This window comes from Azospirillum sp. NS33, assembly GCF_059703765.1.
On record NZ_BAAKJB010000045.1, the window covers coordinates 37,215 to 48,408 of the forward strand.

An 11,194-nucleotide genomic window follows, 5' to 3' on the forward strand; every position below is an offset into this window, starting at 1 on the left:
GACCGCCCCCTGCATCCGGGCATCATCCGGGGGTCACCCCCCTCTGCGTCACTTCGCGGCGATCACGGCCGCATCGTCGGAGCCGCCGCCGCGCTTCTTCAGCAGCGCGGAGACCACCGGCCACACCAGCATCAGCAGCGCCAGCGTGATGATGCCGCCGACCAGGTAGTTGGACCAGAAGATCGACATATCGCCCTGCGAGATCAGCATGGCCTGACGGAAGGAGCCCTCCGCCATGTCGCCCAGCACCAGGGCCAGCACCAGCGGCGCCAGCGGGTAGGACAACTTCTTGAAGACGTAGCCGAGGACGCCGAACACCAGCATCAGCACCACGTCGAAGAAGGCGTTGTGCACGGTGTAGGCGCCGACCGCGCAGATCACCACGATGACCGGTGCGATGATCGAGAACGGGATGCGCAGGATCGCGGCGAACAGCGGCACCGTCGTCAGCACCACGATGAGGCCGGCGATGTTGCCGAGGTACATGGAGGCGATCAGGCCCCACACGAAGTCCGCCTGCTCGACGAACAGCAGCGGTCCCGGCTGCAGGCCCCAGATCAGCAGGCCGCCCAGCAGCACCGCCGCGGTGGGCGAGCCGGGGATGCCCAGGGTGAGCATCGGCAGCAGCGCGCTGGTGCCGGCGGCGTGCGCCGCGGTCTCCGGGGCAACCACGCCCTCCATCTCGCCCGTGCCGAACTTCGAGCCGTTGCGCGAGAAGCGCTTGGCCAGGCCGTAGCTCATGAAGGAGGCCGGGGTGGCGCCGCCGGGGGTGATGCCCATCCAGCAGCCGACGATGGAGCCGCGGACCGCGGTCACCCAGTACTTCGGCAGCTTCTTCCAGGTGCGCCACACGACCGACGCGTTGATCTTGGCCGACTTGCCGCGGAAGGCCAGGCCCTCCTCCATGGTCAGCAGGATCTCGCCGATGCCGAACAGGCCGATGACCGCGATCAGGAAGTCGAAGCCGCGCAGCAGCTCGATCGAGCCGAAGGTCATGCGCAGCTCGCCGGTCACGGTGTCGATGCCGACGGCGGCCAGGGCGAAGCCCAGCATCATGGCGCACAGCACCTTGAAGGGCGATTCACTGCCCATACCGACGAAACTGCAGAAGGTGAGCATCTGCACCGCGAAGAACTCGGCTGGGCCGAACTGCAACGCGAAGGCGGCGATGATCGGAGCGAGGAAGGTGATGACGATGACGGCGACGAAGGCACCGAAGAAGGACGAGGTGAAGGCCGCGGTCAGCGCCTCGCCGGCGTGGCCCTTCTGCGCCATTGGGTGGCCGTCGAAGGTGGTCGCCACCGACCACGGTTCGCCGGGGATGTTGAACAGGACGCTGGTGATGGCGCCGCCGAACAGCGCGCCCCAGTAGATGCAGGACAACATGATGATGGCCGAGGTCGGCGACATGCCAAAGGTCAGCGGCAGAAGAATGGCCACGCCATTCGCCCCGCCAAGACCCGGCAGCACGCCGATGAGGACGCCCAGCGTGATGCCGATGAACATGTAGACGATGTTCATCGGATCGGCGAGGACGCCGAAGCCACCGATAAGTGACGTGAGCGCTTCCAAAGTACCCTCCCTGATGCTGCCCGGTGGAGCCGCGTTGGCACCGGCCGCCCGAGGCGGCCGAACGCGGCACGAAGATGGTGTGGGTGGTCGGGGCCGCGGGTCGCGGCCCTAGTACCCGAGCATCGCTTCCAAGGGCCCCTTCGGCAGCGGCACGAGGAACCAGATTTCGAAGGCGACGAAGAGCGCCAGCGGAACGCCGATGGCGACCGGCACGATCTTCTGGACCGGGTACTTGCCCACCCAGTACATGAAGAAGGCGATGAAGATCGCGGCCGCGACGTAGATGCCGACGACGCTGATGAGTCCGACGTAGACGGCGCTCGGCACCAGCACCTTGAGGACCAGGGAGAGCTGGTCGCGCTCGACGAAGGTGCCGCTGTCCGCGTTGGTCTGCTTGAAGATCGCCGTGCCCATGATGGCGAGCGCGCTCACCATCATGATCAACCCGACGTAGAATGGGAAATAGCCTGCCTCCGGGCCATCCGAGGCCCAGCCGGCACCGACGCGGGAGCTGTCGAGCATGACGACGGCGGCAATCAGGGCAAACAGCCCGGCAGTGACGATTTCCATGACCCGGTTCGAGACGACCGGGGCGCTGCTTTCGGTTTCGTGTTCCACAGTTCAACTCCCCACGAGAGGCCCCAGAGGCGTTGCTCCGGGGCCAGGGTGCGCGGTCGTTCGGTTATTTCTTGGCGAGGCCGGCTTCAGACATCAGCTGGCGGTGCTGCTTGTCGGCGGCGGCCAGCCAGGACTTGAACTCGTCACCGACCTTGAACGAGGTGTCGAAGGCTCCCTTCTGCATGAAGTCCTTCCATTCCGAGGTCTCGCGGACCTTCTTGAACAGCTCGACGTAGAAGTCGACCACCTCCTGCTCGACGTCCGGCCCCATCATGATGCCGCGCAGCATCTGGTACTGGACGGGAATGCCGGCTTCGGTGCAGGTCGGGATGTCGCTCCAGGCCTTGCCCTCGGCGACCGGCTCGGTGATGTCGATGCGTTGGGTGCCGAAGACGCACAGCGGTGTCAGGGCGCCGGCGCGCCACTGCGACACGGCCTCGATCGGGTTGTTCACCGACGAGTTGATGTGGCCGCCGACGAGCTGCGCCGCCACGTCCCCGCCGCCCTTGTAGGGGATGTAGGTGAACTTCGTTCCCGCCGCGGAATCGATGCCGACGGTGATGATCTGGTCTTCCTGCTTGGAGCCGGTGCCGCCCATCTTGAACTTGTTGGCGCCGGCCGCCTTCACCGCCTCGATGTAGTCCTTGGCCGTCTTCTGCGGCGCATCGGAATTCACCCACAGGACGAAATTGTCCAGCGCCAGCATCGCCACCGGCGTCAGGTCCTCGTAGGAGAACGGCACGCCGGTCGCCAGCGGCGTGGTGAACAGGTTCGACAGGGTGATGATGATCTTGTGCTCTTCACCCTTGTGGCCCTTGACGTCGAGGAAACCCTCGGCGCCGGCGCCGCCGGACTTGTTGATGACGACGATGGGCTGCGACATCAGATTGTTCTTCTGGATCACGCCCTGGATCATGCGGGCCATCTGGTCGGCGCCGCCGCCGGTGCCGGCCGGCACGATGAACTCGACCGACTTCGTCGGCTCCCAAGCGTACGCAGTGGTCGGAAGCGTGGAAAGAGCCGTCGCTCCCAGAACAGCCGCCCCGATGGCGGCGATCTGCGCAACACGCGGGGTCTTCACGTTTGTCATGTGCTGTTTCCTTCCCTCACTGGCCGGGGTACCAATCTTCCTCCCGGGCATTTCGTTGTGCCTCACGGTCGCCATCCTGCACCTCCCTGCGGCTGGGATGCCACTGGATCGCGCTTGGCGCGGATGGTTGGTGACACTGATTGACCGCTTGGGATACGGTATCTGGCATGCAGTGTTGGATGCAACAGCTTTCTCCGACGTCCCGAAACGGCGCGCCCCGGCAACGGCAACCTTTGGCATTGATGTTGCTTACGGGCGGAACGTCACCATCTAGGACCTCGGGGGCTGCCCGGCACTGCATGCCCCCGCAAGGGGAAGTCAAACAAACCCAAGGAGACGACCAATGAAAATCCTCGTTCCCGTCGACGGCTCGGAGGCCTCGGCCCACGCCGTCCGCTACATCGTGAAGACCTTTGCCGGCACCAGTGTCGAGGTTCATCTTCTGAACGTGCAGCCACCGCTGCCGAGCGCGGTCAGCGACTTCGTCAACGAGAAGGACCGCCAGGGCTATCATGAGGAGGAGGGCCGCAAGGCGCTGGTGGAGCCGCGCAAGCTGCTGACCGACGCGGGCGTCGGCCACCGCGACTACGTCGCCGTGGGCGGCGTCGCCGAGACCATCGTGCAGCACGCCAAGGATGTCGGGGCCGACCAGATCGTGATCGGCAGCCGCGGCCTGAGCCCGCTGCCGAACCTTCTTCTGGGGTCCACCACGACGCGCGTCCTGCACCTGGCGGAGATGCCGGTCACCGTTGTGAAGTAAGGGATTTTGGCGCGTCGCCGGGGGTGGTTCGGTCCGCGGGCCGGCTGCCGCCCGGCACCGCCCCTCCGGCGGGCATCCCCGGCCCGGGTCCCGGTCCCGTCGGCCCTGCGGTGGCGGCGGCCATCCTCTCCGGTGCGCCACCGACCCTTTTCATATGACGGAAAAGGGTTTTGGAACCGCCGCCGGATGGCGGGGTTCGGGGGCGGGGGCATCCATGCCCGGCGCGCATGCCCGGCTCCAGCAAAACGCGGAGCAACGGGCGGACGGTCGATGGGTTTTGGTATACCAGATCCAAAATCTGAAATCCACAGTCAATCGGCGGTCCGCACCGGGAAAAGGACTGGCGTCGTGCCGTGCCATGGCGTTTGAATCCCGAACCCCAACCGCGCACCCCGCCACCACCGGAGGACCCGCCCGTGATCTACGCCATCGCCGACAAGACGCCGCGGCTCGCCGCCACCGCCTGGGCCGCCCCGACGGCGACGGTGGTGGGCGACGTGGTGCTGGAGGACGAGGTGTCCGTGTGGTGGGGGGCGGTGCTGCGCGCCGAACTCGACCGCATCCACATCGGTGTCGGCAGCAACGTCCAGGACAACGCGGTGCTGCACGTCGACCCCGGCTGGCCGCTGACCCTGGGCGCCGGGGTGACGGTCGGGCACCTGGCGATGCTGCACGGCTGCACGGTGGGCGATGGCACGCTGGTGGGGATCGGGGCCACCGTCCTCAACGGCGCACGGATCGGCCGCGACTGCCTGATCGGCGCCCACGCGCTGATCGCCGAGGGCAAGGAGATCCCCGACCGCTCGGTGGTGATGGGCGCGCCGGGCCGCGTCGTGCGCGCGGTCGCCGACGGCGAGCTGGAACGGCTGCGCCAGCCGGCGGCGGTGTACCGCGAGCGCGCCCGGATCTACGCGACGCGGCTGGTGCCGGTGCCCGACCCGGCCTGATCGGTGGGGGCGCCGCGGCTGGGCGTGGGCGGCCCCGCCTTCTGGAAGAGCACGACGTTCCGCCCTTCGGGCTCCAGGGTCCAGGCGAAGCGGTCGGCGATCCAGGCCAGGGTCTCCGGCCGGTAGAACACGACGTGGCTGGCCTCTTGCCGGTAGCCCCAGCCGGCGAAGGCGCCGTCGTCGCGCAGCACGCCGGTCATCAGGGCGAGCCAGCCGCCCGGCCGCAGCAGCCGGTCGAGAAGGGCGAACTCGACCCCGGGCCGGTGGAAATGCTCGGCCACCTCGGTGCAGACGATGAAATCGTAGGTGCGCTCCAGGGCTCCGGCGTCCGCGGCGAAGAAGGGGTCGTACGCGCGCACGGCCCAGCCGCGTTCGCCCAGCATGGCCGGCACCGCCGGGCCGGGGCCGCACCCGAAGTCCAGCCCGTGCGCGCCGGCCGCCAGGCGCACCGCCAGCGGGTCGACGGCCTGGGCCAGAAAGCGCCGGTAGGCGGGATCGGCCGGGTCGTTGCGGTGGAGGGCGTACTCGGCCCGCTCGGCGGCCGCGTCGGGCCGCTGGGCCGGCTCCAGGAAGGTGAGCAGGCAAGCCGGACAGCGCCGGTAAGCCCGGCCGGCGGTGGCACCGAAGGGGACGGTGGCCGCGGCGGCGCACAGGGGGCACGGGGGGCACGGCGGCGTCTGGAACGGCTCGGGCATCGGGGCAGCATGGCAGCGTCGGCCGGTCCGGGCGACCGCAAAAAAGTGCTTGCGCGGGGGCCCCGGTTTTCGTACATAGCGCATCCCTTTGCGGGTGTAGCTCAGTTGGTTAGAGCGCCGGCCTGTCACGCCGGAGGCCGCGGGTTCAAGTCCCGTCACTCGCGCCATGTTGCGGGCGTAGCTCAGGGGTAGAGCACAACCTTGCCAAGGTTGGGGTCGAGGGTTCGAATCCCTTCGCCCGCTCCATGTTTTGGGGGATCGTCTAGCGGTAGGACAGCGGACTCTGACTCCGCCAGCCTAGGTTCGAATCCTAGTCCCCCAACCATCTTTTTTCCAATCAGATCAAGCGGTTACGGGCGCCTTCGGGCGCTCCCTATCCGTTCGTTTTGCAGTTTTCGGAGCCGGGTTTTACAGCCCCGCGTTCGCTGTACATTTCCTCCAGCTTGGCCATGGCCGAGCGGGTGAAGCCCAGGGCCTGATCCCCGCACCACCTGGTGATCTCGTCGAGCCCCGAGAGTCGATGGTCTGATCCACCGCCCGCTTCCGTTCGGCCGGCTTCATCGCCCCCAGAGCCTCGATCTGGCCTTGGGCGCAGAGGTTCGCCATGCAGAAGACGGTGTGGTCGTAGCCCACGACCCGGACGATGGCGGCGTTGACCGGCTTGGTGCCGGTGGAGGTGCTTCACCGTCACCGACGCCACCACCTCGTCGTGGATGGGGGCGATCAGGCGGTACCAGCCGGTCGCCCGCGCCCCCTTGTGGAGGCGGACCAGGGTGCGCTTCATCATGGCCGCGCAGGTGCCCTGGATCATGGCGTGGACGCTCTGGTTCCAGGCCGGCGCTGGACCGCAGACAGGGCCTTGGCGAAGACCTCGTTCGGGCCGCGCCGCATCACAGGTATTGAGCGAACGTCTGCCGCATGGCCGTCGTCCAGAAGCCCGTCGGCTCGAAGCGCACCCGGCGGTGGCCGTCCGGAAGCTCAACGTAGCCGTGGCGCCGGGCGACGTCGATGAGGTCGGTGCGCCATGCCTCCGCCGTCTGGAACCGGGTGCGGCAGCGGTCGGTCGCCTCCCACATCGGGTCCGGCGACCAGCCCAGACGCTCGCCCACCGTCGACAGGGCGCCCGAGTGCCAGCAGTTGACGTTGCTCCCCTTCCCCACCTCGATCCGCCAGTACGTCTTGGCCTTGCCGGGCTCCATCACCTCGCCGGCCCGGTTCATGAGGATGCGCGGGTTGATCGCCTGGATCTGCTCCTGCGACATGGCGTCGAGCGCCATCAGCAGCTCCTCGGTCATCGCGGGAATGACCACGGCCAGGGCGTCGGCGGCAGCACCCAGGTGCAGGTCCTCGTACGGGACCTGGCCGAAGACCCGCTTGAACTCCGGGTCCTGGGGCATCTCGCCGATGGTGACCAGCTCGATGCTCGACCAGTCGCTCGACACCTGGACCTCCTCGTCGCTGTCGGCAAGGAAGAAGCCGCGGACGAACACCGAGTCGCCGCGCTTGGCGAGCTGCTGCCCGTTCGGGGTCTCCATCGCCATGCGGCGGGTCGCCAGCGTCGACGAGATGGTCGGGCAGACGCGACCCGTCTCCGGGTCGCACAGCATCAGGTAGGGTTCGATGTGGAGCTTCGACCGCTGCTCGATGGAGGCCGGTGCCGACAGGCAGTGCAGCACCTCCATCGGGCTGCGACATCGTGACCATGCCCCCGCGCCGGCCACCGGCCAGATCGTCCTTGCTTTGATCTAATATACTAGTATATTCAAATCAGAGCCGACGAGCCCGTGGACGGGAACGCCGCAGACCGCCGGGCCGACGCGGCCCGCCGGGCTGCCCCGTCCGGTCCGGGTGCCGACAGCCCCGCAAGGAAAGGCCCAACGCCATGAAGATCACCACGCGGTACGCGTCCCATCCGGACGCCGTGCGCGGCTTCGACACGCAGACCCTGCGCGACCATTTCCTGGTCCCGTCGCTGTTCCAGGCCGACGAGATCGCGCTTACCTACAGCCATGTCGACCGCTACGTGGTCGGCGGCGCCATGCCGGTGGCCGGCGCGCTGGAGCTGGAGGGCTGCAAGGAGATCGGCACCAAGACCTTCCTGGCGCGCCGCGAGCTCGGCGTCATCAACGTCGGCGGCCCGGGCCGCGTGACGGTCGACGGCGCGGTCCTCGAGCTGGACACCCGCGACGGCCTCTACGTGGCGCAGGGCACGGAGACGGTGCGCTTCGAGAGCCTCGACCGCCGCACCCCGGCCAAGTTCTACCTGAACAGCACACCGGCCCACGCCCGCTTCGAGACCCGCAAGATCTCCATCGCCGACGCCAAGCAGCGCCACCTGGGCGACCCCGCGACGTCGAACGAGCGGACCATCTTCCAGATGATCCACCCCGACGTCTGCCGCACCGCCCAGCTGGTCATGGGCCTGACCATGCTGAAGCCCAACAACATGTGGAACAGCATGCCCTGCCACACCCATGAGCGGCGCTGCGAGGTCTATTTCTACTTCGACCTGCCGGAGAGCGCCCGGGTCTTCCACTTCATGGGTCAGCCGACCGAGACCCGTCACATCGTCATGGCCAACGAGCAGGCGGTGATCAGCCCGAGCTGGTCGCTCCACTGCGGCGTCGGCACCCACAACTACACCTTCATCTGGGGCATGGGCGGCGACAACCAGGATTTCGACGACATGGACGCCGTGCCCCCGGCGACCCTGCGCTGACGGGAGACATCGACATGAACGCGTCCTTCGATCTGTCCGGCAAGGTGGCTCTGGTCACCGGCGCCAACACCGGCATCGGCCAGGCCATCGCCGTGGCCCTGGCCACCGCCGGCGCCGACATCGCCGCCGTCGACATCGCCCCGCTCGACGAGACCGAGGCCCTGGTGAAGGCCACCGGCCGCCGCTTCCACCCGATGAAGGCCGACCTCACCTCCATCGCCCCGGTCGCCGGGCTGGTCGAGGGCGCGCTCGCCCAGTTCGCCCAGGTGGACATCCTGGTCAACAACGCCGGGATGATCCGGCGCGCCGATTCCGTCGACTTCTCGGAAGCCGACTGGGACCTGGTGATGAACATCAACCTCAAGACCCTGTTCTTCCTCTGCCAGGCCTTCGGCCGCACCGCCATCGGCCAGGGCCGCAAGGGCAAGATCATCAACATCGCCTCCATGCTGTCCTTCCAGGGCGGCATCCGCGTCCCCTCCTACACCGCCTCCAAGAGCGGCGTGGCCGGCATCACCAAGCTGCTGGCCTGCGAGTGGGCGGGCAAGGGCATCAACGTCAACGCCATCGCCCCGGGCTACGTCGCCACCAACAACACCGCCGCCCTGCGCGCCGACGAGCAGCGCAGCGCCGAGATCCTCGGCCGCATCCCCGCCGGGCGGTGGAGCGAGCCCGCCGACCTCGGCGGCCCGGCGGTGTTCCTCGCCTCCGAGGCGTCCGACTACATCCACGGCACCATCCTGCCCGTCGACGGCGGCTGGCTGGCGCGCTGACCCCTCCCGGCTCCGGGTCCGGCCACCCTCTCTCCCGTCCGGGCCCGTCGGGGCACCTGCGGCGCCGGCCACGCCCCACCCGGCCGCCGGCGCCGCCTTTCTCTTCCTTCCCGAGCGGAGTTCGCAGTCCCATGAGCACAGGCACCCCGATCCGCCGGTTCCGGCAGACCAGGATCGTCGCGACCCTTGGTCCCTCCTCCTCCTCCCCCGAGATGATCCGCACCCTGCTGGAGACGGGGGTGGACGTCTTCCGCCTCAACTTCAGCCACGGCAGCCACGACGACCACGGCGCGCGGGTGCGCGCCATCCGCGCCGCCGAGCGCGACACCGGCCGCCCGATCGCCATCATGGCCGACCTGCAGGGCCCCAAGCTGCGCCTCGGCCGCTTCGCCGACGGCGCCGCCCTGCTCGCCGCCGGCCAGCGCTTCCGCCTCGACCTGTCCGAGGCGCCCGGCGACGCCAGCCGCGCCGGCATGCCCCACCCCGAGATCTTCGCCGCCCTGGAGCCCGGCGCCGAGCTGCTGCTCGACGACGGCAAGGTGCGCCTGCGGGTCATCGACTGCGGTGCCGACTTCGCCGACACCGAGGTGGTGACGGCCGGGCGCCTGTCCGACCGCAAGGGCGTCAACGTGCCGGGCGTCGTCCTCCCGCTGTCCCCCCTCACGACCAAGGACCGCGCCGACCTCGTCTTCGCCCTGGACCAGGGGGTCGACTGGGTGGCGCTCTCCTTCGTGCAGCGCCCCGAGGACGTGGCCGAGGCGCGCCGGCTGATCGCCGGGCGGGCGTCCCTGCTGTCCAAGCTGGAGAAGCCGCAGGCGATCGAGCACCTCGAGCGGATCGTCGAGCTGTCCGACGGCGTCATGGTGGCGCGCGGCGACCTCGGCGTCGAGATGCCGCCCGAGGACGTGCCGGCCATCCAGAAGCGCATCGTCCGCCAGGCGCGCCAGGCCGGCAAGCCGGTCATCGTCGCCACCCAGATGCTGGAGTCGATGATCTCGGCGCCGGCACCGACCCGGGCCGAGGCCTCGGACGTCGCCACCGCGGTCTACGACGGGGTCGACGCGGTCATGCTGTCGGCGGAGACGGCGTCGGGCGCCTACCCCCTGGAGGCGGTGTCGATCATGGACCGCATCGCCCGGCGGGTCGAGTGCGACCCGCTCTACCGCACCGTGATGGACGCCCAGCATCCCGACCTGCAGGAGACCTCGGCCGACGCCATCACCGCGGCCGCCAGCCAGGCGGCGCGCACCATCCACGCCGCGGCGATCATCACCTACACCACCTCCGGCTCGACCACCCTGCGCGCCGCGCGGGAGCGGCCGGGCGTGCCGATCCTCGGCCTGACCGCCAACATCGAGACGGCGCGCCGCCTGCAGATGGTCTACGGCGTCCACAGCGTCCACACCGAGGACGTCGGCACCTTCTCCGAGATGGTCCACAAGGCGGTCCGCCTCGCCAGCGCCCACCGGCTGGCCCGCGAGGGCGAACGCGTCGTCATCACCGCCGGCGTGCCCTTCGGCATGCCCGGCAACACCAACATCCTGCGCATCGCCTGGGTCGAACGCCCCACCCAGACGCCGGTCGCCGCCCACGCGGACGCCGACCTGGTCCCGGCGGGCGACGACTGAGCGTGCCGAGGGGCACGCCCTCGAACACGGCGTGCCGAGGGGCACGCCCTCGAACACGGCGTGCCGAGGGGCACGCCTTCGAACACGAGGTCATCATGGACACGTTGTTGAGAGAACCGCTTCCGGGCAGCGACACCGCGGCCGACGCCCAGCCCTGGCGCGGCTTCGCCCCGGGTCAGTGGCAGCACGAGGTCGACGTGCGCGACTTCATCGTCCGCAACGTCACGCCCTACGACGGCGACGCCGCCTTCCTGGCGGGCGCCACCGGACGCACCAAGGCGCTGTGGGACACGGTGGCCGAGCTGCTGAAGCGCGAGCGCGCCGCCAAGGGCGGCGTGCTGGACGCCGACACCGAGACCATCTCCTCCATCACCGCCCACGCCCCCGGCTTC

General features: G+C 69.1%; 11 protein-coding genes, 3 tRNA genes and 1 pseudogene. 9 read left to right on the forward strand and 6 right to left on the reverse strand.

Annotated elements, in window-relative coordinates:
- Window positions 1–48 precede the first annotated feature (48 nt).
- The 3 genes from AC6H2I_RS27200 to AC6H2I_RS27210 form a co-directional block, all read right to left on the reverse strand.
- Window positions 49–1,572 (reverse strand): tripartite tricarboxylate transporter permease, encoded by a 1,524-nt coding sequence (locus tag AC6H2I_RS27200; RefSeq protein ID WP_497503915.1) that lies wholly within the window; start codon window positions 1,570–1,572, stop codon window positions 49–51.
- 108 nt (window positions 1,573–1,680) lie between these two features.
- The gene (locus AC6H2I_RS27205) at window positions 1,681–2,142 is read right to left on the reverse strand and encodes a tripartite tricarboxylate transporter TctB family protein (protein ID WP_497503916.1); all 462 of its coding nucleotides are present in this window, start codon (window positions 2,140–2,142) and stop codon (window positions 1,681–1,683) included.
- A 112-nt stretch (window positions 2,143–2,254) separates the two neighbouring features.
- Entirely contained in the window at window positions 2,255–3,280 is a 1,026-nt protein-coding gene (locus tag AC6H2I_RS27210) for a Bug family tripartite tricarboxylate transporter substrate binding protein (RefSeq protein WP_497503917.1), read from the reverse strand.
- 343 nt (window positions 3,281–3,623) lie between these two features.
- Here AC6H2I_RS27210 and AC6H2I_RS27215 point away from each other — a divergent pair, with 343 nt between their 5' ends.
- Window positions 3,624–4,040, forward strand: coding sequence for a universal stress protein (locus AC6H2I_RS27215; RefSeq protein WP_497503918.1), 417 nt, complete (start codon window positions 3,624–3,626; stop codon window positions 4,038–4,040).
- A gap of 416 nt (window positions 4,041–4,456) precedes the next feature.
- On the forward strand, window positions 4,457–4,987 hold the full coding sequence (locus tag AC6H2I_RS27220) for a gamma carbonic anhydrase family protein (protein ID WP_497503919.1): 531 nt from the start codon (window positions 4,457–4,459) through the stop codon (window positions 4,985–4,987).
- Here the strand turns inward: AC6H2I_RS27220 and AC6H2I_RS27225 are convergent.
- Window positions 4,948–5,682: a class I SAM-dependent methyltransferase gene (locus AC6H2I_RS27225; protein WP_497503920.1), complete on the reverse strand. Its 735-nt coding sequence runs from the start codon at window positions 5,680–5,682 to the stop codon at window positions 4,948–4,950. The two genes, AC6H2I_RS27220 and AC6H2I_RS27225, sit on opposite strands and share 40 nt — an antisense overlap.
- Window positions 5,683–5,772: 90 nt before the next feature.
- Between AC6H2I_RS27225 and AC6H2I_RS27230 the strand changes: the two genes are divergently transcribed.
- The 3 genes from AC6H2I_RS27230 (at window position 5,773) to AC6H2I_RS27240 (ending at window position 6,007) form a co-directional block, all read left to right on the forward strand.
- Window positions 5,773–5,849, forward strand: a tRNA-Asp gene (locus AC6H2I_RS27230).
- 4 nt (window positions 5,850–5,853) lie between these two features.
- Window positions 5,854–5,928, forward strand: a tRNA-Gly gene (locus AC6H2I_RS27235).
- A gap of 5 nt (window positions 5,929–5,933) precedes the next feature.
- Window positions 5,934–6,007, forward strand: a tRNA-Gln gene (locus tag AC6H2I_RS27240).
- Between the two features lie 48 nt (window positions 6,008–6,055).
- Here the strand turns inward: AC6H2I_RS27240 and AC6H2I_RS27245 are convergent.
- On the reverse strand, window positions 6,056–6,493 hold the full coding sequence (locus AC6H2I_RS27245; RefSeq protein ID WP_497503921.1) for a hypothetical protein: 438 nt from the start codon (window positions 6,491–6,493) through the stop codon (window positions 6,056–6,058).
- Between the two features lie 79 nt (window positions 6,494–6,572).
- Window positions 6,573–7,364 (reverse strand): DNA polymerase, encoded by a 792-nt coding sequence (locus AC6H2I_RS27250; RefSeq protein ID WP_497503922.1) that lies wholly within the window; start codon window positions 7,362–7,364, stop codon window positions 6,573–6,575.
- Between the two features lie 200 nt (window positions 7,365–7,564).
- Here AC6H2I_RS27250 and kduI point away from each other — a divergent pair, with 200 nt between their 5' ends.
- The 4 genes and pseudogenes from kduI to AC6H2I_RS27270 form a co-directional block, all read left to right on the forward strand.
- The gene (gene kduI, locus AC6H2I_RS27255) at window positions 7,565–8,401 is read left to right on the forward strand and encodes a 5-dehydro-4-deoxy-D-glucuronate isomerase (protein WP_497503923.1); all 837 of its coding nucleotides are present in this window, start codon (window positions 7,565–7,567) and stop codon (window positions 8,399–8,401) included.
- A 14-nt stretch (window positions 8,402–8,415) separates the two neighbouring features.
- The gene (kduD, locus tag AC6H2I_RS27260; RefSeq protein WP_497503924.1) at window positions 8,416–9,174 is read left to right on the forward strand and encodes a 2-dehydro-3-deoxy-D-gluconate 5-dehydrogenase KduD; all 759 of its coding nucleotides are present in this window, start codon (window positions 8,416–8,418) and stop codon (window positions 9,172–9,174) included.
- 131 nt (window positions 9,175–9,305) lie between these two features.
- Entirely contained in the window at window positions 9,306–10,802 is a 1,497-nt protein-coding gene (gene pyk / locus AC6H2I_RS27265) for a pyruvate kinase (RefSeq protein ID WP_497503925.1), read from the forward strand.
- Window positions 10,803–10,897: 95 nt separating this feature from the next.
- Window positions 10,898–11,194, forward strand: a pseudogene (locus AC6H2I_RS27270) (formate acetyltransferase); the annotation flags it as partial.

What these genes read in the sequence shown, in the direction of transcription:
- AC6H2I_RS27250 (WP_497503922.1), bottom strand. Translation starts at nt 7,364, where the DNA reads ATGGAGGTGCTGCACTGCCTGTCGGCACCGGCCTCCATCGAGCAGCGG.
- AC6H2I_RS27245 (WP_497503921.1), bottom strand. Translation starts at nt 6,493, where the DNA reads ATGATCCAGGGCACCTGCGCGGCCATGATGAAGCGCACCCTGGTCCGC.
- AC6H2I_RS27215 (WP_497503918.1), top strand. Translation starts at nt 3,624, where the DNA reads ATGAAAATCCTCGTTCCCGTCGACGGCTCGGAGGCCTCGGCCCACGCC.
- AC6H2I_RS27210 (WP_497503917.1), bottom strand. Translation starts at nt 3,280, where the DNA reads ATGACAAACGTGAAGACCCCGCGTGTTGCGCAGATCGCCGCCATCGGG.
- AC6H2I_RS27205 (WP_497503916.1), bottom strand. Translation starts at nt 2,142, where the DNA reads ATGGAAATCGTCACTGCCGGGCTGTTTGCCCTGATTGCCGCCGTCGTC.
- AC6H2I_RS27225 (WP_497503920.1), bottom strand. Translation starts at nt 5,682, where the DNA reads ATGCCCGAGCCGTTCCAGACGCCGCCGTGCCCCCCGTGCCCCCTGTGC.
- kduI (WP_497503923.1), top strand. Translation starts at nt 7,565, where the DNA reads ATGAAGATCACCACGCGGTACGCGTCCCATCCGGACGCCGTGCGCGGC.
- kduD (WP_497503924.1), top strand. Translation starts at nt 8,416, where the DNA reads ATGAACGCGTCCTTCGATCTGTCCGGCAAGGTGGCTCTGGTCACCGGC.
- pyk (WP_497503925.1), top strand. Translation starts at nt 9,306, where the DNA reads ATGAGCACAGGCACCCCGATCCGCCGGTTCCGGCAGACCAGGATCGTC.